Origin of the sequence: Amycolatopsis sp. 505 (assembly GCF_031625235.1) — a bacterium.
Lineage (GTDB): Bacteria > Actinomycetota > Actinomycetes > Mycobacteriales > Pseudonocardiaceae > Amycolatopsis.
The window spans coordinates 371,267-392,566 of sequence record NZ_JACKQP010000007.1 but is presented as its reverse complement, the minus strand read 5'-3'; the positions used below and the strand labels follow the sequence as shown (position 1 = coordinate 392,566).

Genomic DNA, 21,300 nt, shown 5'->3' with positions numbered 1-21,300 from the left:
GCGGGCCGCCGGCACGAAACCGTGGCTGATGCGCACAGCCCGGTTCGTCGTGTGGGCGGACCAGAAACTGCACAAGGCGTTCGGCGGCCGGGTGAGCCTCGTGGCGCTCGCCGGGCTGCCGTCCCTGCGCCTCACGACGACGGGCCGCAAGAGCGGGCTGCCCCGCAGCACCAACCTGCTCTACTACCCCCGCGGAGACGGCTTCGTGCTGACGGCCTCGAACTGGGGCCGCCCCCACGACCCGGCCTGGGCGCACAACCTGCGGGCGAACCCGAAGTGCGCGGTGGCCCTGGCGGGCAAGCCGGTCGACGTCGTCGCGCGGGAACTGCACGGCGAGGAGTACGAGCTGATGTGGGCGGAGCTGCTGGCGTTCTGGCCGGGGTATGCGATGGAGCAGCGCGAGGCGGCCCGGCGGTTGCCGGTTTTCGTGCTTGCGCGGGTGGCTCGATAGGTTCTGACCATCCGTTCGGCCGGTGCCGGGATTCACCGGTTTGTGCCAGTCTCTCCCGGGTAACGCGCCGTGACGTCGTGACCTCGCGGCGAAGTGTGCGACCCAGGGAGGAACCATCTTGCCGAGATCCACACAGGGCCGGGTGCGGTCGTTCGCGCTGGTGGGGGCGCTCGTGGCCGGCGTGGGGCTGGCCGGGCCGGCCGGGACCGCCGCCGCGGCGGAAGACTCGGTCGTCAAGCCCGCCGTCGTCGGCGCGACCCCGGCCGTCGCCTGGGGCACCTGCGAAAGCGACGTCCTCGCCGGCGTTCCCGCCGACCAGGTCAAGTTCTACAGCTGCGCCCGCTACCGCGTCCCCGTCGACCACGACGACGCTTCGCTGGGCACCATCGACATCGCGCTGCTCAAGCGCGCCGCGCGCACCCCCGACAAGCGCGTCGGGTCGCTGTTCCTCAACCCCGGCGGTCCCGGCGGCCCGGGCCTGACCATGCCGATCGCCGGCCAGGCGATCTTCCGGCCGCAGGTCCTCGACCGGTTCGACCTCATCGGCTTCGACCCGCGCGGGGTCGGCGCGAGCAACCCGCTGCGCTGCTTCACCACCCAGGAAGACGCCGACGAGGTCTTCGCCGCCCAGGTCGGCGTGCCGATCTCGCGCGCCGAAATCTCGGGCACCCTGGCCAGTTACCGCGACTACGGCCGGTTTTGCAAGAACAACGCCGGTTCGCTGCTCGACCACATGTCCACCAAGGACGTCGTCCGCGACCTCGACACGCTGCGCGCCGCCGTCGGCGACCGGAAGCTGAACTACGTGGGCTTCTCCTACGGCACGCTGATCGGCTCGACGTACGCGGCGATGTTCCCGAAGCAGTCGCGGGCGATCGTGATCGACGGCAACGTCGACCCGGCCCTGCGCACCAGCGACGGCGTGCAGTACGACCGGGAACGCGCGCAGGGCTTCGAAATCGCGCTGGACGCCTTCCTCAAGCGCTGTGACCAGGCCGGCCCGAAGTGCGCCTTCAGCGACGGCAACCCGCGGGCGAAGTTCGACGAGCTGCGGGAGTACCTCCGCAAGCAGCCGATCACGCTTCCCGGCTCCGACCCGCTCGACATCAGCGAGTTCACCGGCACCGTGGGCGGCGTCCTCTACAGCCCGGGTGCGTTCGCCGCCCTGGCCGACTGGTTGCAGACGTACTACACCGCGATCCACCCGTCCGCGCAGGCGCAGGCGCAGACGCAGTCGCTGCGGCCGCGGCCGCTGACGGCACCCGCCCTTGGGCACCGGGGCCTGGCCGACCTGAGGCCGGACAGCCCGTACACCGGCGACGACTCGTACTTCGCCGTCAACTGCGCCGACAAGCCGTTCCGGATCAGGCAGGAACAGGTGCCGGACATCGCCGCGAAGTGGGAGCGCGAGTCGCGGACCTTCGGCCGGTCGCAGGCGTTCTCGGACACCGCGGCCTGCCCGGTGTGGCCGGCGAAGAAGCCGGACGCCTACCGGGGTCCGTGGCGCGCCAAGACCGACGTCCCGGTGGTCGTGGTCGGCAACTTCTACGACCCGGCGACGCGGTACAAGTTCGCGCAGCGGATGGCCGCCGAGCTCGGCAACTCCCGGCTGCTGTCGGTCGACGCGTTCGGCCACTGCATCCTCGGTGACGCCCTCGGTGTCGATCAGGCCGTGGCCGACTACCTGACCGACCTCGAGGTGCCGGCGAACGGGCAGGTGTTCCAGCCCAACGTCCAGCCCTTCGGAGTGTGAGCCCGGTCCCGCGGCCCTTCCCGGGGCCGCGGGACCGGCTACCCTGGCCGGGTTGATCATCGACGAACACGGGAAGCGAGGTGAGCGGCACATGCCAGCGGACAGTCCTCGGACGGCCGGGCGCGCGCTCACCGGAGGTTTCCGGCGGGGCTAGTCTCCGGCCGCCCCCTGTCCGGCAGTGCACGCACGCCGGAAAAGAGCCGGATCATGACCATTTTCGAAATGCTGCTGCGCGTGGGCGCCGGTGTCGGCCTGGGTGCCGTCATCGGGGTCGAGCGCCAGTTCCGCGCCCGGATGGCCGGGCTGCGCACCAACGCCCTGGTCGCGGTGGGTGCCACGCTGTTCGTGCTGCTGTCCGCCCACGGCTTCGGCGGGCTGGCCTCGAGCGGCGACGCCGACCCGACCCGGGTCGCGGCCCAGATCGTTTCGGGCATCGGGTTCCTCGGCGCCGGTGTCATCCTGCGCGACGGCCTCAACGTCCGCGGCCTCAACACGGCCGCCACGCTCTGGTGCTCCGCGGCGGTGGGCGCGCTGGCCGGAGCCGGGCTGTACGTCGTCGCGGTGGCCGGAACCGCCGTCGTGGTCGGGGTGAACGTGGTGCTGCGCCCGCTGGGCCGCGTCGTCGACCGCCGTCCCGACGCCGGCGACGAGACGCCGACGAGGTACGCGTTCCAGGCCGTCACGCGCGATGCGACGGAAGCCCACGTACGGGCGTTGCTCGTGCAGTCCTTGACACGCACCGACTTCCGGTTGCTGTCGGTGCTGAGCACGGATCGGGACGACCGCACGGTGGAAGTCCGCGCCGAGCTGGTCGGCGACCAGCGCGACGACGCCCAGATGGAGGCGGCGGTCTCGCGGTTGTCGCTGGAGCCGTCGGTGTCGAGCGTGCGCTGGGAAGCCGTGCCCGCATGAGAAAGGGCCTCCCCGCTCAGCCGAGCGGGGAGGCCCTGAACCGCAAAACCCTTACGCCTGCGTCATCTTCCGCAGCACGTACTGCAGGATGCCGCCGTTGCGGTAGTAGTCCGCCTCACCCGGGGTGTCGATGCGGACGACCGCGTCGAACTCGACCTTGGTGCCGTCCGCCTTGGTGGCCGTGACGTGCACCGTGCGCGGGGTCGAGCCCTCGTTCAGCGCCGTGATGCCGGCGATGTCGAACGTCTCCGTGCCGTCCAGGCCGAGCGACGAGGCCGACTCGCCCGCCGGGAACTGCAGCGGGATGACGCCCATGCCGATCAGGTTGGACCGGTGGATGCGCTCGAACGACTCGGTGATCACCGCGCGGACGCCCAGCAGCGACGTGCCCTTGGCCGCCCAGTCGCGCGACGAGCCCGAGCCGTACTCCTTGCCGCCCAGCACGACCAGCGGGGTGCCCGCCGCCGCGTAGTTCTGGGCCGCGTCGTAGATGAACGCCTGCGGGGCGCCTTCCTGCGTGAAGTCGCGGGTGTAGCCGCCCTGCACGTCGTCGAGGAGCTGGTTGCGCAGGCGGATGTTCGCGAACGTGCCGCGGATCATCACCTCGTGGTTGCCGCGCCGCGAGCCGTAGGAGTTGAAGTCCTTCTTCTCCACGCAGTGCTCGGTCAGGTACTGCGCGGCCGGGGTGCCCGGCTTGATCGCGCCGGCGGGGGAGATGTGGTCGGTGGTGACCGAGTCGCCCAGCTTCGCCAGTACGCGCGCGCCGGTGATGTCGGTGATCGGGGCCGGCTCCGGCGTCATGCCCTCGAAGTACGGGGGCTTCCGGACGTAGGTGGACTCGGCGTCCCACTCGAAGGTCTTGCCCTCCGGGGTGGGCAGCGACTTCCAGCGCTCGCCGCCGTCGAAGACGTCCGCGTAGTCCTTGGTGAACATCTCCTGCGTGATCGCGTGGTCGATGGTCTCCTGGATCTCCTTGGCCGTCGGCCAGATGTCCTTGAGGAAGACGTCGTTGCCGTCCGTGTCCTGGCCGAGCGGCTGGTTCGCGAAGTCGAAGTCCATCGTGCCGGCCAGCGCGTAGGCGATGACCAGCGGCGGCGACGCGAGGTAGTTCATCTTCACGTCGGGGTTGATCCGGCCCTCGAAGTTCCGGTTGCCCGAGAGCACCGAGACCGCGGTGAGGTCGTTCTCCTGGATGGCCGCGGAGATCTCGTCCGAGAGCGGGCCGGAGTTGCCGATGCAGGTGGTGCAGCCGTAGCCGACCAGGTGGTAGCCCAGCTTCTCCAGGTACGGCCACAGGTTGGCCTTGGTGTAGTAGTCGGTGACGACCTGCGAGCCCGGCGCCATCGACGTCTTCACCCACGGCTTGACCGCGAGGCCCTTTTCGACGGCGTTGCGGGCGAGCAGCGCGGCGCCGAGCATGACCGACGGGTTCGAGGTGTTGGTGCACGAGGTGATCGAGGCGATCACCACGGCGCCGTGGTCGAGGACGAACTCGCCGCGGTCGGCGGAGCTGACCTTGACCGGCTTGCTCGGGCGGCCGGACGCGCCGTTCGCGGCGGAGCTGGTCACCGGCGCGGCGTCGTCCTCGGCGAACGACAGCGACGGGGCGTCACTGGCCGGGAAGGACTCCTCCGAAGCCTCGTCCATCTTGGTGTGCGGCGTGGGGTCCTCGCCGTCCACGTAGTCGTGGATCGACTTGCGGAACGACGACTTCGCGTCGGACAGCTCGATGCGGTCCTGCGGGCGCTTCGGGCCGGCGATCGACGGGACGACCGTCGACAGGTCCAGCTCCAGGTACTCGGAGTAGGCGGCCTCGCGCGACGGGTCGTGCCAGAGGCCCTGCTCCTTGGCGTAGGCCTCGACCAGCGCGACCTGCTCGGCCGAGCGGCCGGTCAGCTTGAGGTAGCGGACGGTCTCCTCGTCGATCGGGAAGATCGCCGCGGTGGAGCCGAACTCCGGGCTCATGTTGCCGATGGTGGCGCGGTTGGCCAGCGGCACCTCGGCGACGCTCTCGCCGTAGAACTCGACGAACTTGCCGACCACGCCGTGGCGGCGCAGCATCTCGGTGATGGTGAGCACGACGTCGGTGGCGGTGACGCCGGCCGGGATCTCGCCGGTCAGCTTGAAGCCGACGACGCGCGGGATGAGCATCGACACCGGCTGGCCCAGCATGGCCGCCTCGGCCTCGATGCCGCCGACGCCCCAGCCCAGCACGCCCAGGCCGTTGACCATGGTGGTGTGCGAGTCGGTGCCGACGCAGGAGTCGGGGTAGGCCTGCCCGTTGCGCGACATCACCGTGCGGGCGAGGTGCTCGATGTTGACCTGGTGCACGATGCCGGTGCCCGGCGGGACGACCTTGAACTCGTCGAAGGCGCCCTGGCCCCAGCGCAGGAACTGGTAGCGCTCGCGGTTGCGCTCGTACTCGATCTCGACGTTGCGCTCGAAGGCGTCGGCGCGGCCGAAGACGTCGATGATGACCGAGTGGTCGATGACCAGCTCGGCCGGGGCGAGCGGGTTGACCTTGTCGGGGTCGCCGCCGAGGTCGGTGACCGCCTCGCGCATGGTGGCCAGGTCGACCACGCAGGGGACGCCGGTGAAGTCCTGCATGATCACGCGGGCCGGCGTGAACTGGATCTCGATCGACGGGTCGGCGTTCGGGTCCCACGAGCCGAGCGCGCGGATGTGGTCGGCGGTGATGTTCGCGCCGTCCTCGGTGCGCAGCAGGTTCTCGAGCAGGATCTTCAGGCTGTAGGGCAGGCGCTCGGCGCCCTCGACCTTGTTCAGGCGGAACACCTCGTACGAGGCGTCGCCGACCTTCAGCGTGTCTTTGGCGCCGAAGCTGTCCTTGCTGGCGGGTGAGGTCACGTCTAACTCCAGTGGCGGGGACACCGCGCCGGTGCGGCGCCGGTCCCGGGTCAGTTCGGTCGGTTCGGTGGTGGCGAGTCTTGCGCACCCCCACCGTAGGACCGGATTCGGGATGCCACACCTCGCGGTGCTTCAAACAGTACGCGCGTCCTGTTTAACGGACAAGACGACACGCGGTGTGGGCTGCGCCATCTGATTCGTGGGTCCCTCAATGAGGGGAATTGGTGCCTACGTTGTGTAAGTTCCGGGTGATGCTTGTGATAGTGGTGTGACTGCAGTGACACGCGGTGTGCGCTGGTGAGCGGAGGTGGCGGTCTTGTTTGGACGGTGCCGTGGTCCGAGGGTGCCGCACGTCCGCCGGGGACTCAGCGTGAGCACGCTCACGCTGGTGATCTTGTTCGGGGCCGGCGGCACGGGCTTCGCGGCGCCCCCGCCGCCGCCCAACCCCAGCGACTCCGAGATCCAGGCCGGCAAGGCCGAAGCGAACGCCAAGGCCGGTGAGGTCGGCCGGCTGACCAACCAGCTGGCCCAGGCCGAGCAGAAGCTGACGCAGCTGCAGGACGACGTCGAGCTCAAGCAGGAGCAGGCCAACAAGGCCCTGGTCGACCTGCAGGCCGCGCAGGACGACGCGGCGCGGGCGGAGAACGACGCGAAGGCCGCGCGCACCGAGGCGGACGCCGCTTCGGCGGCGATCGAGCAGGCCCGCGCCGACCTCAGGACGTTCGCCGCGGCGAGCTTCCAGCAGGGCAGCACGGTCGGCTCGCTCTCGGCGTACCTGAGCGCGGACAGCCCCAAGGACATGCTGGCCCGCGCGCAGTTGCTCGACGCCGTGGGCGGCAACCGGCTCAACGCCCTCGACCGGCTCCAGCAGGCGCAGACCGAGAAGTCCAACAAGGATGCCGCCGCCCGCAAGGCCGCCGAGATCGCCCAGCAGAAGCAGGACGCGGCGCGCCGGGCGAAGAGCAGCGCCGACGCGGCGCAGACCACCGCCGAGCAGGCCCAGGACGGTCAGGCCGCGCAAACCGCCCGGCTGGAGAAGAACAAGACCGACGTCGAGCAGCAGCTCTACGCCGCCCAGGCCAAGGTCAGCGGCCTGCAGGGGCAGCGGCAGCGGTACCAGGACTGGCTCGCCCAGAAGCAGCGCGAGGACGAAGAACGCGCTCGGCAGGCCGCGCTCGCCGCGTCCGGGGGCGGCGGCCGCCCGTCGGGCCGCCCGGCGCCGTCGGGCCCGGCCGGCTCGTCGATCGAGGCGGTGATCGCCCGGGCGATGTCGAAGCTCGGCATGCCGTACGCGTGGGGCGGTGGCAACGCGAGCGGCCCGACCCGCGGCATCCGCGACGGCGGGGTGGCCGACCGCTACGGCGACTACAACAAGATCGGCTTCGACTGCTCCGGCCTGATGATCTACGCGTTCGCCGGGGTCCGCGCGCTGCCGCACTACAGCGGTTACCAGTACTCGTCGGGCCGCCAGGTACCGCTGTCCCAGATGCGCCGCGGCGACCTGCTGTTCTGGGGCGGCCCGGGCGGCATCCACCACGTGGCGCTCTACCTGGGTGGCGGGCAGATGGTCGAGGCACCGCAGTCCGGTCTGCGGGTGCGGGTCGCCCCGGTGCGGTACGGCGGGATCATGCCGTACGCGACCCGGCTGATCGGCTAGCCGCCGGCGGCCTTGAGCTTGCGCCAGCCGCCCGCGCGGTTGTTCGCGATGATCTGGCGGAACATCGCCGTCAGAGCGGGGGCGTTGATCCGCTCGCCCTCGCGGAAGGCGACCGTCCGCGCGGTCTTGTTGCCGTGCCCGGCGGTGATGATGCCGTCCGGGTCGGGGACGATGCCGCCGTCGTAGACGAACACGTTGACGTGGTCCTTCGCCGCCAGCAGGGCGCAGATGTTGCCCTCGAGCACGAAGTAGGGCTGCCGGGTGCGCTTGATCGTCTCGACGACCTCGGGGTCGGCCGCGTGCACCAGCTCCCGGACCTCCCGGCAGATCGCCTGTTGCCAGCCGGGCAGGGCGTCGATGTAGGCGTCCACGCGGGGCTCGACGACGTAGGTCATGGGGCGAGTATGCGCGAAAACCCGGTCGACGTGGTCGCCGTCCGGGCTCCAGGATCGCCGGGTGGACGACGAACTGAACGCGCTGCGGCGCACCCGGATGCGCTGGAACACGCCCCTGTCCGAACCGCACGCGGAGCTGCTGCTCGACCGGATGGCCCTGGACGGCGGACACCTCGTCGACCTCGGTTGCGGCTGGGGTGAGCTGCTGCTGCGGGCGCTCGAGCGGGCACCGAACCTGCGCGGGACCGGCATCGACACCGACGAGGCGGGGCTGGCGCGTGGCCGGGCGGCGGCCGCGGAGCGGGGTCTGGCGATGGAGTTCACCGCGGCGGACGCCGCGACCTGGGACGCTCCGGCCGACCGGGCGTTCTGCATCGGCGCGGCCCACATCTTCGGCTCGACGAAGGCCGCCCTGGAAGCGCTCGCCCGGGTGGTGCGGCCCTCGGGACGGTTGCTCTACGGCGACGGCTTCTGGGCGGCTCCGCCCGGCCCGGCGGCGCGCGAGATCTTCGGCCCCGACCTGCTGACCCTGCCGGAGCTGCTCGCCGCGGCGGACGGCGCCGGCTGGCGCGTGCTGCACTTCAGCACCGCCGACCAGCTGGAATGGGACGACTTCGAGTCGACGTCCCGGGCCGGCTGGGCCGAGTGGCTGACGGCGCACCCGGACGATCCGCGTGCTCCGGAGGTGCGGGCGTGGCTCGACCGGCGGTTGCGGGAGTACGTCCGGGAGTACCGGGGCGTGCTGGGCTTCACCTACCTCGTGCTGGGCCGCTAGGGTGCCCCGGTGCGCTACGCGGGGATCGTGGTGGCCGGTGGGGCGGCCCGCCGGCTGTCCGGTGTGGACAAGCCGGCGCTGACGGTGGGCGGCAAACCGTTGCTGGCCCGCGCGATCCACGCCCTCGACGGCGCCGAGAGGGTGATCGCGGTAGGCCCCCGGCGGCCGGGCTTCGACGTGGTGTGGACCCGCGAGCCGGTGCCGGGCACCGGACCGGTGGCCGCGCTGGCGGCGGGCCTGGTGTTCGTGCCGGACGACGTCGAGGCGGTCGTGCTGCTGGCCGCCGACCTGCCGGGCGTCCGCCGGTCCACAGTGGACAGGCTGGTGTCGTCGATCGGCGACGCCGAAGGAGCGGTCCTGGTGGACGCGGCGGGCAAGCGCCAGTGGCTCCTGGGCGCGTGGCGGCTCGCGGCCCTTCGGGCGGCGGTGCCGGAGCAGGCGGAGAACGCGGCCCTGCGCCGGGTCCTGGGCGGGTTGGTGGTGGCGGAGGTCCCGGCGGAACGGGGCGAAGCGGACGACATCGACACCCCGGAGGACCTCGAGCGGCACGGCGCGGGGTGAGCAGTGCTCTCGGTTGTGAGCGGCGCTCTCGACTGTTGGCGGTTCGCTGCTCTGATGTGGGAGCAGTGCTCTCGTTTGTGAGCAGTCCGCTGGTCCGATCTGAGAGCGGTGCTCTCGCTTGTGAGCGGCGATCTCGGTTGGTGGCCGTTCGCTGCTCTGATGTGTGAGCGGTGCTCTCGTTTGTGAGCAGTCAGCTGGTCCGATCTGAGAGCGGTGCTCTCGCTGGTGAGCGGTGCTCTCGGTTGTGAGGAATCCGCTGCTTCGGCCCGAGAGCGGTGCTCTCGCTTGCGGGCGGTGCGCCGCTCCGGCCCGTGAGCGGTGCTCTCGGTGGTGAGCAGTCCGCTGGTCCGATCCGGGAGCGGTGCTCTCGGTTGTGGGCGGCGCTCTCGGTTGGCGGCGGTCCGCTGCTCTGATGTGTGAGCAGTGCTCTCGTTTGTGAGCAGTCCGCTGGTTCGGTCTGAGAGCGGTGCTCTCGTCAGAGAGCACCGCACTCCGGCCCGCCCTCGCTGAGTGCGTCAGGCGGGCTCGCCGGTGGCCGGGTCGATCACCGCCGCGACCTCGCGGATCCCGGTCACCGGGAAGCCTCCGCAGTCCGCGTGCTCCCGGACCGCGTCCTCGTTCTCCGCCAGGTACACGCACGTGATCGCGTCGGCCGTCACGTAGCTGTGCACCCACTGGGCCCGTCCGGCCATCCCGGCCAGGACCTGGTTGGACTTGGCCGAAATCGCCTGCAGCTCGTCCGCCGTCATGCGGCCGGCGCCGGGGATCTCGCGCTCGATCAGGTAGCGGGGCATTTCGTTCTCCTCTCTCAGCGCTCGTCCGGGCAGTAGCCGGAACAGAGCAGGCTCATCCGGGTGATGCGGCCGCCGGCCTCGGTGTCGGCGAACGCCTGCTGCTCGACCACGAACCAGCCGTCGCCCAGGCGCTCCGCCCGCAGCCGCGCCCGCCAGCGCAGGTGCAGTCGGAAGCCGATCCGTGACACGTCCGCGGCGACCAGCTCGAAGGCGAGCGTGTCGCCGAACCAGCGCGTGAACACCGCCTGGATCTCGGCCGCTCCCCGCGCCTCCCGCAGCCCTCGCGGGACCAGTGCGCTCAGCTGGGCGCCGCCGGCGAAGGCGGATGCCAGCCGGGCGAAGTCCTGGGCGGCCAGGCCGTCGAGGAAAGTCCCGGGCGCCGTCTGTGTGGTGGTCATGCCCCCGTTCTACGGGCGACGGCGGCCCGGCGGATCGGGCATCTACCCGATGAGCCCGTTCCGCATCGCGAACAGCGCCGCCTGCGTCCGCGTCGAGACGCCGAGCTTCGCGTAGATGTGCTCCAGGTGCGTCGACACGGTCTTGCGCGAGACGGTCAGCGCCGTCGCGATCTGGGCGTTGGACAGCCCCCGCGCCAGCTGGACCAGGACCTCCGTCTCCCGGGACGTCAGCCCGGACCGGCCGGGCAGCGTCCGGCGCACCCGCCGCCCCGCCGCGGCCAGCACGGCGTCGACCGCCTGGCCGTCGAGACGTCCCGCGCGGGCTTCCCCGGCCAGGACCTCCGCGGCCTCGGCGGGCGGCAGGGCCGCGCGGTGCGGGCGCGGCTCGCCCAGCGCGTGGTAGACGTCCGCCGCCGCGAGGACCCGCGAAGGCATGGCCAGGCCGTCGCCGGAGAGGGCGTGGGGGTAGCCCGAGCCGTCGAGGCGTTCGTGGTGCTGGGCCGCGCACCGGGCCACCGAGGCCAGCGCCGGCACCCGGGCCAGCATCCGTTCGGTGAGGTACGGGTGGGTCCGGGCCCGCTCCCGCTGGGACAGTGACCACGGCTTCGGCGCGTTCCACACCGCGCTCGGCACGCCGATCATCCCGATGTCGTGCACCCAGCCGGCCCGGCGCACCACCAGGACGTCGTCCGGGGCCAGGCCCAGCCGGGTGGCCGCGGCCGCCGCGAGCTCCGCGACGCCGCGGGAGTGCCCGAGCCGGTGCGGCGACTTGAGGTCGGCGAAGTCGGCGAACGCCTGCAGGGCCTGGTCGAGCTCGTCGTCGGGGAGCTGCTCGCCGAGCCGCGGGTCGAGCGCGATCACCTCGTCCCAGGCCCGGATGTCCTCGAGGCCGGCCAGCACCGCGGCGTGGTGCTCGAGGAAGCAGTCCACGAGCCGCGGGTCGAACTGCGTGCCGCGGCGTTCGCGGGCGACCGCGAGCGCGCCCTCGACGCCGGCGGTGTGGTGGAAGGCCTCGACGTTGTCGGCGAGCTGGACCAGCCGCATCGCCAGGGCGAGCTCGTCGCCGCCGGCCTGCCCCGGCACGCCGCGGCCGTCCCAGCGCTCGAAGGCCTGCAGCAGCGGGCGGCAGACGTCGTCGCCGAGCCGCAGCCGGTCCGCGAGCTCGCTGGCGCCCTGGCAGTGCTCCTGCATCACGCGCTGCACCGACTTCCCGGCCGTGGCCAGGAACCGGCCCACCAGCCCGGCCCGCCGCAGCCGCGAGCTGCCTGCGCCGAGGTGGCGCGCGACGAACATCGCCATCGTGACCCCGGCCAGGTCGCCGTCGTGGCTGTCGGCGTAAAGCTGCGTCTCGTCCCCGAACAGCTCGGCCAGCTCGCTCGTGTCGGCCGCACAGCCGATCCAGGTCAGCAGCGACGTGTAGTAGGCCGCGGCCCGGATCCCGTGCTCGACGCCGGCCGCGTCGGCCAGCCGCAGCGTGATCACCGTCTGGCGCAGGACGCGCTCCATGGGGCGGCCCATGCCGAGGTCGGCCACCAGCGACAGGGTGGCGACGAGCTCGGCGAGCCGGACACGGGTCACCTCCGCATCCTCGCTCAGCGCGGCGGCGCTGTCAGGTCGGAGGAGTGCTTCACAGGTGCCACACCGCTGACCGTGTTGGCTGATCGTGGGGCCGGCCGTGGTCGTCCGCGTGCCGGATGAGCCGGACGACCGGGGGCGCAGTACGGTCGCACCGCGTGATCACCGTCGCGGGGGCGGCGCACGAGAATTCGAGGAGGCAGAGTGACCGAGCCCGGCTACGCCGAGGGCGGGAACGGCCAGCAGCCCGCAACGCCGACGCGGGACGCCCAGTTGCTGGAGCGGACCGTGTTCGAGGTCAAGCGGATCATCGTCGGCCAGGACCGCCTGGTCGAGCGGATGCTGGTCGGCCTGCTGGCCAAGGGCCACCTGCTGCTCGAAGGCGTGCCCGGCGTGGCGAAGACCCTTGCCGTCGAGACGTTCGCGCGGGTCGTCGGGGGCTCGTTCTCCCGCGTCCAGTTCACGCCCGACCTGGTGCCCGCGGACATCCTCGGCACCCGGATCTACCGCCAGGGCGCCGAACGGTTCGACGTCGAGCTCGGCCCGGTCGTGGCGAACTTCGTGCTCGCCGACGAGATCAACCGCGCGCCCGCCAAGGTGCAGTCGGCGATGCTCGAGGTGATGGCCGAGCGGCACGTGTCGATCGGCGGCCAGACGTTCCCGATGCCCGACCCGTTCCTCGTGCTCGCCACGCAGAACCCGATCGAGAACGAGGGTGTCTACCCGCTGCCGGAAGCCCAGCGTGACCGGTTCCTGTTCAAGATCGTCGTCGAGTACCCCTCCGCCGAGGAGGAGCGCGAGATCATCTACCGGATGGGCGTCACCCCGCCCACCCCGCACGAGGTGCTCAGCCCGGGCGAGCTGGTCCGGCTGCAGGGCGTCGCGTCGCAGGTGTTCGTGCACCACGCCCTCGTCGATTACGTGGTGCGGCTGGTGCTGACCACCCGGACGCCGAACGAGCACGGCCTCGCCGACGTCGCCGGCTGGGTCTCCTACGGCGCTTCGCCGCGCGCGAGCCTCGGCATCATCGCCGCCGCCCGCGCGCTCGCCCTGGTCCGCGGCCGCGACTACGTGCTGCCGCAGGACGTCGTCGACGTCGTCCCCGACGTCCTGCGCCACCGGCTCGTGCTCTCCTACGACGCCCTCGCCGACGGCGTGCCCATCGACCACATCATCACGCGCGTGCTGCAGACCGTGCCGCTGCCGCAGGTCTCGGCCCGGCCGCAGGGCGGGGCGGGCCAGGGCGGCCCGGTCCCGGCGGGCGCGCCGGTCAGGTAACCCGGCGATGGCGAAGAACGAGCAGGGCGCGCGCCCGTCCTGGGCGCCGCCGGTCCTGCGCGGCGACCGCCTGGAAGCCGGGCTCCGGACGTTGGAGCTCGACGTCCGCCGCCGGCTCGACGGGCTGCTGCAGGGCAACCACCTCGGCCTGGTGCCGGGGCCGGGATCCGAACCCGGCGAGGCCCGCCCGTACCAGCCCGGCGACGACGTCCGCCGGATGGACTGGGCGGTCACCGCCCGCACCACGACCCCGCACATCCGCGAGACCGTGGCCGACCGCGAACTCGAAACGTGGGTCGTCGCCGACCTTTCGGCGAGCCTGGACTTCGGCACCGCGCTGTGCGAGAAGCGCGACCTGGTGATCTGCGCCGTCGCGGCGGTCGCGCACCTCACCGGAGGCGGCGGCAACCGGATCGGCGCGCTCGTCTCCACCGGCGCCGACACGACCCGCATCCCGGCGCGCGGCGGCCTGGCGCACGCCCGCGGGCTGGTGCGCAAGCTCGCCGAGACCCCGCGCGCGGCCGAGGGCACCCGGGGCGACTTCGCCCAGGCCCTGGAGGCGCTGCGCCGTCCGCCGCGCCGGCGTGGCCTGGCCGTGGTGATCTCCGACTTCCTGGGCGACGAGTCCTGGGAGCGGCCGCTGCGGGCACTGGGCGGGCGCCACGAACTGATCGCGATCGAAGTCCTCGACCCGCGCGACGTCGACCTGCCCGAGGTGGGCACCGTCGTGCTGGCCGACCCGGAGACAGGGAAACAGCGCGAAGTGCACGCTTCGGCCTTGCTGCGCAAGGAGTTCGGGGCCGCGGCCCACGCCCACCGCCAGCGCGTGGCGGCCGGCCTGCGGCGCGCGGGTGCGGCGCACCTGACGCTGCGCACGGACGCCGACTGGATCGCCGACATGGTGCGGTTCGTCGTCGCCCGCAAGCGCCGCTGGTCGGGGGGTGTGGCGTGAGCTTGACCGGGTTCGCCGCACCCTGGTGGTTCCTGCTGCTGATCGCGGTCGCGGCGGTGGCCGTCGGGTACGTGCTCGCCCAGCGGGCGCGCCGGAAGCGGACCATGCGGTTCGCGAACCTCGACCTGCTGGAGAAGGTCGCGCCGAAGAGCCAGGGCTGGGTGCGGCACGTGCCGGCGGTGCTGATCGTGCTGTCGCTGCTGCTGCTCACCGTGGCGCTGGCCGGACCGACCGCCGAGCAGAAGGTGCCGCGCAACCGGGCGACCGTGATGCTGGTGATCGACGTTTCGCTGTCGATGGAGGCCACCGACGTCGCCCCGACGCGGCTGCAGGCGGCGCAGGAAGCGGCGACGAGCTTCGCGCGGAACATGACACCGGGCATCAACCTGGGGCTGATCTCCTTCGCGGGCACGGCGACGGTGCTGGTCAACCCGACCACCGACCGCAACGGCGTGATCAAGGCGATCGAGAACCTGAAGCTGGCCCAGTCGACGGCGACCGGTGAGGGCATCTTCGCGGCGCTGCAGTCGGTGGAGAGCTTCTCGAGCGTCGTCGGTGGCGCCGACGGGCCGCCGCCGGCGCGGATCGTGCTGATGTCGGACGGGAAGCAGACGGTCCCGGAGGACCTGTACGCGGCGCGCGGCGGGTACACCGCGGCGCAGGCGGCGAAGCAGGCCGGGGTACCGATCTCGTCGATCTCGTTCGGCACCACCCACGGCTCGGTCACCATCGACGACAAGCAGCAGCCGGTCAGCGTGGACGACGAGTCCCTGCGCGAGATCGCCCGGCTGTCCGGTGGCGATTTCTACAAGGCGGCCAGTGCCGAGGAGCTGAAGAAGGTCTACGCGGACCTCGGGGAGCAGATCGGCTACGAGCTCAAGGACGCCGACGCGAGCAAGCCGTGGGTGGTGGTGGGGACGTTGATCCTCATGCTGGGCGCGGCGGCCAGCCTGTTCTTCGGGCAGAGACTGCCGTGACTCAGGCTCGGCGGACGCCGTAGAGGCTTCCGCCGAGCAGGGTCACCCCGGAGAGCACGCCGCTGATGAACGGCACCCACGCGGCGGCGCTGCCGAGCAGGGCGAGCCCGACGACGCCGAGCGCGGTCAGGACGACGCCGACCACCAGGATCGAGCGGGTCTTCCACGCCGAGGCCAGCGCGACGAAGTGCAGCCCGACGACGGTCGCGATCCAGGCGACGTTGGCCTGCACGGGCGCTTCCAGCAGGCGCAGCACGAAGAACCCGGCGAAGAGCAGCACGACCTCGCCGAGCACGATGAACCGGTAGCTCGGCCCGAACATCGGCCGGCCTTCGAGCGTCGGCCGCCCGCCCGCGCGCACGCCCAGGACCACCACCGCCGCCAAGGCGAGCACGGCGAGGGCGCGCAGCACCCAGCCGAGCGTGGAGGGGAGTGGGGCACCGGCGTTGACCAGGACGAAGACGGTACCGAACGCGGCGCCGATGAGCGCCCCCAGAAACTGCTGTCGCATCCGGCGAACCTACCGGAAGCCGATCAAGCGCCCGCGAAGCCGTTCTGGCGCCAGGCTTCGTAGACCGTGATGGCCGCGGTGTTGGCCACGTTGAGCGACCGGTTCGACGGCCGCATCGGCAACCGCACGCGGTCGGTCACCTCGGGCGCGTCCAGGACCGCCGCGGGCAGGCCGGCCGACTCCGGCCCGAACATCAGGACGTCGCCCGGTGCGTAGGAAACGTCGGTGTACAGCCGGGTCGCCGACGCGGTGAACGCGTAGACCTCGGCCGGCAGCAACACTTCCCAGGCCGCCGCCAGCGAGGCGTGCACGTGGACCCGCGCGAGGTCGTGGTAGTCGAGCCCGGCGCGGCGCAACTGCTTGTCCTCCAACGTGAAGCCGAGCGGCTCGACCAGGTGCAGTTCGCAGCCGGTGTTGGCGGCCAGGCGGATCGCGTTGCCGGTGTTGGGCGGGATTTCCGGCTGGTAGAAGAGAACGCGGAACACCGGCTCAGTCCCCGAGCAGGGCCGCGTAGACCTTGCGGACCGCGTCCGGCGGCGCTTGCGGGCGCAGCGTGGCCGGGTCGATGAAGACATAGCGGAGGGCCGCCTCCGCCACCAGGGTTTCGCCGCGGTGGATCGCGAAGTCGAAGAGCAGCGACGTCGTGCCGAGGTGGTTCAGGTATTGCGAGACGACCAGGTCGTCGTCGTAGCGGGCCGGCGCGCGGAACTTGACGTTCGCCTCGGCGACCACGACGTCGGCGCCGTGGGCCAGGAACTCGTCGTGCGAGCCGAAGAGCGCCTTCTCCGCCTCGAACGAGCACATGTCCACATAGGCCAGGTAGTGGGCGTTGAAGACGATGCCCTGCCCGTCGCACTCGTGGTAGCGCACGCGCAGCGGCATCTCGGCGATCGGGCGGCGAGGTGCGGTCACCCGCCCAATCTAGTTCAGCCGTGCAGGGCCCGATAAGCGGCCGCCGCGCCCGGTTGCAGGGGCACCGGCTGGGTCCCGATCAGCGTCCGGACGTCGAGGAACTGCGTTCCCACGGCCTCGGCGGGCACCAGCGCCGTCGCGCGCTCGACCAGCAGCCGGACCACGGCCGCGGCGACGTCGTCCGGCAGCGAAGGCGCGCACACCAGGAGGTTGGCCACGCCGATCGTGCTCAGCGCGCCGACCCCGCGGTACGCGCCGTCGGGGACCTGGACCTGGTCGTAGACCGGGCCGTAGGCCGCGCGCAGGGCGGGCACCACCGAATCCAGGGGGAGCAGCGCGATCGGGGTGGTGCGGGTGAGCTCGGCCAGTTTCGGCGTCGGGACACCGCCGGACCACAGCATCGCGTCGACGCGGCGGCCGGCCAGCGCGCGGACGGCGTCGTCGAACAGCAGGTGCCGGGCGTCGACCGCGACCCCCGCCTTGGCGAACACGCGCTCGCCGAGCTGCGCCGCCCCGGAGCCGCTCGCGCCCAGGGACACCGGCCGCCCGGCGAGGTCGGCGAGCTCGCGCACCGGGCCGTCCGCCCGCACGACGAGCTGCAGGTAGTTCTCGTAGACGCGGCCGAGGGCGAGCAGCGGTACCGTCCCGGCGAACGGCGGGCCGCCGGACAGGGCGGTCTGGGCGACGTCGGCGAGCACCAGCCCCAAGTCGGCCTGCCCCCGCTGCACCAGGCCGACGTTGGCGACGCTCGCCTCGGTCGGCACGGCGGTGGCGTGCAGCAGCGGTTCCGCGCGGTTCAGTTCGGCCGACAGCAGCTCGGCGAAGGCGAGGTAGAACCCGCCGCGCTCGCCGGCCGCGATGGTGAGCGGGCGTTCCGGGCCGCGGTAACCAGCCGTCGAGCACCCGGCCAGGGCGAGGCCGAGGCCGCCGAGCAGGGCCGTGCGGCGGGTGAGCGTCATCCCGGCACCTCCCGCAGCGGCAGCGTGACGCGGACCTCGAGGCCGTGCGGGTGCGCCGGCCGCAGTTCGAGGACGCCGCCGCGGGTGCGCACCTGCTGGTGCGCGATGGCCAGGCCGAGGCCGGTGCCGCGCGGCGCCCCCTCGCCGCCCGCGCGCCAGAACCGTTCGGTCGCCCGCGCTCTGTCCTCTTCGGACAGTCCCGGTCCGTCGTCGGTGACGACGAGGGTCGCGGTTTCCCCGCCGCTCTCCCAATCGGCCGTGATCTTCGCGCCGCGGCCGGCGTAGTGGACGGCGTTGTCGAGCAGGACGTCCAGGATCTGCGCGAGCTCGCCTTCCGGGCAGCGCACGGTCACCGGCTCGTCGTGTCCCGGCGGGGGAACGAGCGTCGCGCCGGCGTCCTCGGCCGCCGGGCGCCAGGCGTCGACGCGTTCGGCGAGCACGGACGCGAGGTCGCAGGCCTCGTCGGCGCCGCCGGCGGCGACGCGGGTCGCCGTGCTCTCGGCCAGGGCGAGGGCGAGCAGGCCGTCGAGGAGCTTCTCCAGGCGTTCGACCTCGGCGACGGTCGCCCGGTAGGTCCGGTCGTCGCCGTCGATGCGCCCGGCCAGCGAGTCCACGCGCAGCCGCAGGGCCGCCATCGGGTTCCGCAGCTGGTGCGAGGCGTCGGCGACGAGCCGGTGCTGCTGCTCGGCGGCTTCGAGCACGGCCTCGGACATCCGGTTGACCTCGGCGGCCAGCGACCGCAGCTCCCGCGGCCCGGTGCGTTCCGGGACGTGCGCGCGGTGCCCGCCGGCCACCGCGAGCACCCCGGTTTCGAGCTCGTGCAGCGGCCGCACCATCCACCGGGCCAGCACCACGGCGAGCAGCACGAACACCATCGCGACCAGCACCGCGCCGGCGCCGATGGTGCCCCACCGGGTGGCGACGTCCGCGGCGGCCGCCGTCACCGACGCGCGCAGCACGACCACCCCGGACACGCGCGTGCCGGTGCCGACCGGGCGGGCGAAGTAGGCCGGTTCGGCCGACCACGGGTCGAGGCGGTCCACCCGCGGCGCCGGTTCGTTGCGCATGGTGGCTTCCACGAGCCCGCGCACCGCCGGGTCGCCCGCGGTCAGGCCGCCCGCCTGGACCAGGGGGAGACGCCGGGCGTCGACGATGACGACGCCTTCGCCGTACAGCTGGGCGTAGCGCTCGGCGTCGGCCGCGAGGGCCGCGGGATCGTGGGTGTCGACGGCCTGCTGGGCGAGCACGACGAACCGGTCGACGTCGGCGGTGCGCGAGATGACCAGCTGCTGGGTGCGCTGCTCGGCGGTCGCCGTCAGCAGCGGCACGGCGAACGCGGCGACCACCGCGAGGGCGAAGGCGACCAGGACCACCAGGAGCCGGGTGCGCACGGGGTCAGTCCCGGCCGAGCCGGTAGCCGAAGCCGCGGATGGTGGTCAGCAGGCCCGGCCGGTCGAGCTTGGCGCGCAGGCCGGTCAGGTGGACGTCGAGCGAGCGGGACACCGCGAGGTAGGCGTCGCCCCAGACCTCGTCCATCAGCTGCTGGCGGCTGACCGCGGTGCCGGGGCGCGCGGCGAGCACGGCCAGGATCTCGAACTCCTTGGTGGTCAGCCCGACGTCGTGCCCGGCGACCAGCACCCGCCGGGCGCCGAGGTCGATCTCGACGTCTTCGACGCGCACGACGTCACCGGCCGGGGTGGCCCGGGCGACCGCCCGCCGCACGACGGCGTCCATCCGGGCCAGCAGCTCGGCCAGCCGCACCGGCTTGGTGAGGTAGTCGTCGGCGCCGAGCCGCAGCCCGCGCACGACCGAGCGTTCGTCGCCGCGGGCGGTCAGCACGATCACCGGGACCGGTGAAACGGCCCGGATCTTGCGGAGGACGTCGAGGCCGTCGAGGTCCGGCAGGCCCAGGTCCAGGAGGACGAGGTCGGCGCCGCGGTGGTGGTGCAGCGCGTCGGCCCCGCGGGCGACGCTGGTGACGGGATGACCGCGCGCGTGCAGCGACTCGGCGAGCGCGCCGGCGACACCCGCGTCGTCTTCGACGAGGAGCACGCGCACGGCCATCTCCTTGTCAGCGTCGTTCCAGCTCCGAGGTCTTCGAGGTTTCCCGCATTGTGCCGTAGACGATCAGCGAGACCAGGACGGTGCCCGCGACGTACCAGAAGAAGACCTGCTCGTGCCCGGCGCTCTTGAGGGCCAGCGCGATGAACTCCGCGGTCCCGCTGAAGATCGCGACGGTCAGCGCGTAGGGCAGGCCGACGCCGATCGCGCGGATCTTCGTCGGGAACAGCTCGGCCTTCACGATCGCGTTGATCGAGGTGTAGCCGGCCACCACGACGAGTCCGGCCAGGACCAGGAAGAACGCGCCGACCGGGTTCCGGGTCGAGCCCATCACCGTCATGATCGGCACGGTGAGCAGCGTGCCGCCGATGCCGAAGAACAGCAGCAGCGGGCGCCGGCCGATCCGGTCGGACAGCCGCCCGAACACCGGCTGCAGGATCGCGGCGACCAGGATCGCCAGGAACAGGACCACGGTGACCGACCGCCGCGGGATGTGCGCGGTGTTCTCCATGAACTTCTGGCTGTAGGTGGCGAAGGTGTAGAAGCTGACGGTGCCGCCGAGGGTCAGCCCGACGACGAGCGCGATCTCCTTGGGGTACTTCGCCAGCTCGCGCAGCGTGCCGCGGCTGCCCTTGGTCTCCCCGGCTTCGCGCTGGTAGCTCTCCGATTCGTCCATTCCGCGGCGCAGCCACATGACGCTGAGCGCGGCGACCGTGCCGACGGCGAACGCGATCCGCCAGCCCCACGCCGTCAGCTGCTGCTCGGTGAGGAGGGCCTGGAGGATCAGCTGGAGGCCGAGGGCGAGCAGCTGGCCGCCGTAGAGCGTCACGTACTGGAAGCTCGAGTAGAAGCCGCGCTTGCCGGGAGTGGCCACTTCGGACAGGTAGGTCGCCGAGGTGGAGTACTCGCCGCCGACCGAGAGGCCCTGGACCAGCCGGGCGAGCACGAGCAGGATCGGCGCGGCGATCCCGATGGTCTGGTACCCGGGCGTGACGGCGATGAGCAGCGAGCCCCCGGCCATCATGGTGACCGAGAGCACCAGCGCCCCCCGGCGCCCGAACCGGTCGGCGATCCGCCCGAGCAGCCACCCGCCGAGCGGCCGCATGAGGAACCCGACGGCGAACACCGCGGCGGACCCGAGGAAGGCGGCGGTGGTGTCGGTGGTGGGGAAGAAGGGTTTGGCGAAGTAGGTGGTGAACGCCGCGTAGGCGTACCAGTCGTACCACTCGACCAAGTTGCCGATCGAGCCGCGCAGCACGTTGCCGATCACGCGCTTTTCGTTCACGGTCCCCGTGGTCGCGGGGCTGATCCGGGTTGTCATCGTCGACCTCCTGTGTTGCGACTCACGGTGACCAAGGGGTGAGGCGCGCAGCAAGGCCGGAGGGCAGTTCCTAACGTGGGCTTAGGACGGTGACCTCGGCCGGAGCAGCAGGGGCCGCCGCGAGCGTGGAGCCGCACCGGGCCGGTCCGCCGTTCGTGCCGGGTCGCGTCGATCGGCCGCGCCCCGCCTGCTG

21 protein-coding genes are annotated in these 21,300 nt (G+C 72.3%); 9 read left to right on the top strand and 12 right to left on the bottom strand.

Going from position 1 to position 21,300, the window contains the following annotated elements; translation table 11 throughout:
• The first annotated feature begins 28 nt into the window (after window positions 1–28).
• The 3 genes from H5965_RS26760 (at window position 29) to H5965_RS26750 (ending at window position 3,116) form a co-directional block, all read left to right on the top strand.
• A complete protein-coding gene (locus H5965_RS26760; protein WP_310973230.1) occupies window positions 29–451 on the top strand; it encodes a nitroreductase family deazaflavin-dependent oxidoreductase in 423 nt (140 codons plus the stop codon).
• Between the two features lie 142 nt (window positions 452–593).
• A complete protein-coding gene (locus H5965_RS26755) occupies window positions 594–2,204 on the top strand; it encodes an alpha/beta hydrolase (RefSeq protein ID WP_310973228.1) in 1,611 nt (536 codons plus the stop codon).
• Window positions 2,205–2,411: 207 nt separating this feature from the next.
• Window positions 2,412–3,116 (top strand): MgtC/SapB family protein, encoded by a 705-nt coding sequence (locus H5965_RS26750; protein WP_310972998.1) that lies wholly within the window; start codon window positions 2,412–2,414, stop codon window positions 3,114–3,116.
• 51 nt (window positions 3,117–3,167) lie between these two features.
• Here the strand turns inward: H5965_RS26750 and H5965_RS26745 are convergent, their stop codons facing one another.
• Complete coding sequence (locus H5965_RS26745) at window positions 3,168–5,981, bottom strand: aconitate hydratase (protein ID WP_310972997.1); 2,814 nt, start codon at window positions 5,979–5,981, stop codon at window positions 3,168–3,170.
• Window positions 5,982–6,324: 343 nt separating this feature from the next.
• Between H5965_RS26745 and H5965_RS26740 the strand changes: the two genes are divergently transcribed.
• Window positions 6,325–7,638 carry an NlpC/P60 family protein gene (locus tag H5965_RS26740; protein ID WP_310972996.1) on the top strand — a complete coding sequence of 438 codons (1,314 nt, stop codon included), beginning with the start codon at window positions 6,325–6,327 and terminating at the stop codon, window positions 7,636–7,638.
• Here the strand turns inward: H5965_RS26740 and H5965_RS26735 are convergent.
• A complete protein-coding gene (locus H5965_RS26735) occupies window positions 7,635–8,033 on the bottom strand; it encodes a DUF1801 domain-containing protein (protein WP_310972995.1) in 399 nt (132 codons plus the stop codon). The genes H5965_RS26740 and H5965_RS26735 overlap by 4 nt on opposite strands.
• 61 nt (window positions 8,034–8,094) lie before the next feature.
• Between H5965_RS26735 and H5965_RS26730 the strand changes: the two genes are divergently transcribed.
• Window positions 8,095–8,808 carry a methyltransferase domain-containing protein gene (locus tag H5965_RS26730; RefSeq protein ID WP_310972994.1) on the top strand — a complete coding sequence of 238 codons (714 nt, stop codon included), beginning with the start codon at window positions 8,095–8,097 and terminating at the stop codon, window positions 8,806–8,808.
• 9 nt (window positions 8,809–8,817) lie between these two features.
• Window positions 8,818–9,369 carry an NTP transferase domain-containing protein gene (locus H5965_RS26725; RefSeq protein WP_310972993.1) on the top strand — a complete coding sequence of 184 codons (552 nt, stop codon included), beginning with the start codon at window positions 8,818–8,820 and terminating at the stop codon, window positions 9,367–9,369.
• Between the two features lie 515 nt (window positions 9,370–9,884).
• On the opposite strand, the gene H5965_RS26720 is transcribed toward H5965_RS26725, so the two are convergent.
• The 3 genes from H5965_RS26720 to H5965_RS26710 are packed head-to-tail and all read right to left on the bottom strand — an operon-like array spanning window position 9,885 to window position 12,139.
• Entirely contained in the window at window positions 9,885–10,163 is a 279-nt protein-coding gene (locus H5965_RS26720; RefSeq protein WP_310972992.1) for a DUF4242 domain-containing protein, read from the bottom strand.
• A gap of 14 nt (window positions 10,164–10,177) precedes the next feature.
• Complete coding sequence (locus H5965_RS26715; protein ID WP_310972991.1) at window positions 10,178–10,561, bottom strand: hypothetical protein; 384 nt, start codon at window positions 10,559–10,561, stop codon at window positions 10,178–10,180.
• 42 nt (window positions 10,562–10,603) lie between these two features.
• A complete protein-coding gene (locus H5965_RS26710) occupies window positions 10,604–12,139 on the bottom strand; it encodes an HD domain-containing phosphohydrolase (RefSeq protein WP_310972990.1) in 1,536 nt (511 codons plus the stop codon).
• Window positions 12,140–12,340: 201 nt separating this feature from the next.
• Between H5965_RS26710 and H5965_RS26705 the strand changes: the two genes are divergently transcribed.
• The 3 genes from H5965_RS26705 to H5965_RS26695 are packed head-to-tail and all read left to right on the top strand — an operon-like array spanning window position 12,341 to window position 15,343.
• Window positions 12,341–13,414 carry a MoxR family ATPase gene (locus H5965_RS26705; protein ID WP_310972989.1) on the top strand — a complete coding sequence of 358 codons (1,074 nt, stop codon included), beginning with the start codon at window positions 12,341–12,343 and terminating at the stop codon, window positions 13,412–13,414.
• A 7-nt stretch (window positions 13,415–13,421) separates the two neighbouring features.
• Window positions 13,422–14,366, top strand: coding sequence for a DUF58 domain-containing protein (locus H5965_RS26700; protein ID WP_310972988.1), 945 nt, complete (start codon window positions 13,422–13,424; stop codon window positions 14,364–14,366).
• The gene (locus H5965_RS26695; RefSeq protein ID WP_310972987.1) at window positions 14,363–15,343 is read left to right on the top strand and encodes a VWA domain-containing protein; all 981 of its coding nucleotides are present in this window, start codon (window positions 14,363–14,365) and stop codon (window positions 15,341–15,343) included. The genes H5965_RS26700 and H5965_RS26695 overlap by 4 nt, the downstream gene beginning before the upstream one ends.
• A gap of 1 nt (window position 15,344) precedes the next feature.
• On the opposite strand, the gene H5965_RS26690 is transcribed toward H5965_RS26695, so the two are convergent.
• From H5965_RS26690 to H5965_RS26660, 7 genes are read right to left on the bottom strand one after another with little or no spacing between them, the layout of a single operon-like run.
• On the bottom strand, window positions 15,345–15,854 hold the full coding sequence (locus H5965_RS26690) for a hypothetical protein (protein ID WP_310972986.1): 510 nt from the start codon (window positions 15,852–15,854) through the stop codon (window positions 15,345–15,347).
• 23 nt (window positions 15,855–15,877) lie between these two features.
• Window positions 15,878–16,339 (bottom strand): tRNA (cytidine(34)-2'-O)-methyltransferase, encoded by a 462-nt coding sequence (locus H5965_RS26685; RefSeq protein ID WP_310972985.1) that lies wholly within the window; start codon window positions 16,337–16,339, stop codon window positions 15,878–15,880.
• A 4-nt stretch (window positions 16,340–16,343) separates the two neighbouring features.
• Window positions 16,344–16,766 (bottom strand): thioesterase family protein, encoded by a 423-nt coding sequence (locus H5965_RS26680; protein WP_310972984.1) that lies wholly within the window; start codon window positions 16,764–16,766, stop codon window positions 16,344–16,346.
• Window positions 16,767–16,780: 14 nt separating this feature from the next.
• Window positions 16,781–17,725 (bottom strand): TAXI family TRAP transporter solute-binding subunit, encoded by a 945-nt coding sequence (locus H5965_RS26675; protein WP_310972983.1) that lies wholly within the window; start codon window positions 17,723–17,725, stop codon window positions 16,781–16,783.
• Window positions 17,722–19,116 carry a HAMP domain-containing sensor histidine kinase gene (locus tag H5965_RS26670; protein ID WP_310972982.1) on the bottom strand — a complete coding sequence of 465 codons (1,395 nt, stop codon included), beginning with the start codon at window positions 19,114–19,116 and terminating at the stop codon, window positions 17,722–17,724. Before H5965_RS26670 ends, H5965_RS26675 begins: the two co-directional genes overlap by 4 nt.
• 4 nt (window positions 19,117–19,120) lie before the next feature.
• Complete coding sequence (locus tag H5965_RS26665) at window positions 19,121–19,789, bottom strand: response regulator transcription factor (RefSeq protein ID WP_310972981.1); 669 nt, start codon at window positions 19,787–19,789, stop codon at window positions 19,121–19,123.
• Window positions 19,790–19,796: 7 nt separating this feature from the next.
• Window positions 19,797–21,107, bottom strand: coding sequence for an MFS transporter (locus H5965_RS26660; protein ID WP_310972980.1), 1,311 nt, complete (start codon window positions 21,105–21,107; stop codon window positions 19,797–19,799).
• Window positions 21,108–21,300 lie beyond the last annotated feature (193 nt).

Coding starts and splice junctions, on each gene's coding strand:
- H5965_RS26720 (WP_310972992.1), bottom strand. CDS start 10,163: ATGCCCCGCTACCTGATCGAGCGCGAGATCCCCGGCGCCGGCCGCATG.
- H5965_RS26750 (WP_310972998.1), top strand. CDS start 2,412: ATGACCATTTTCGAAATGCTGCTGCGCGTGGGCGCCGGTGTCGGCCTG.
- H5965_RS26675 (WP_310972983.1), bottom strand. CDS start 17,725: ATGACGCTCACCCGCCGCACGGCCCTGCTCGGCGGCCTCGGCCTCGCC.
- H5965_RS26760 (WP_310973230.1), top strand. CDS start 29: ATGCGCACAGCCCGGTTCGTCGTGTGGGCGGACCAGAAACTGCACAAG.
- H5965_RS26660 (WP_310972980.1), bottom strand. CDS start 21,107: ATGACAACCCGGATCAGCCCCGCGACCACGGGGACCGTGAACGAAAAG.
- H5965_RS26700 (WP_310972988.1), top strand. CDS start 13,422: ATGGCGAAGAACGAGCAGGGCGCGCGCCCGTCCTGGGCGCCGCCGGTC.
- H5965_RS26735 (WP_310972995.1), bottom strand. CDS start 8,033: ATGACCTACGTCGTCGAGCCCCGCGTGGACGCCTACATCGACGCCCTG.
- H5965_RS26665 (WP_310972981.1), bottom strand. CDS start 19,789: ATGGCCGTGCGCGTGCTCCTCGTCGAAGACGACGCGGGTGTCGCCGGC.
- H5965_RS26715 (WP_310972991.1), bottom strand. CDS start 10,561: ATGACCACCACACAGACGGCGCCCGGGACTTTCCTCGACGGCCTGGCC.
- H5965_RS26690 (WP_310972986.1), bottom strand. CDS start 15,854: ATGCGACAGCAGTTTCTGGGGGCGCTCATCGGCGCCGCGTTCGGTACC.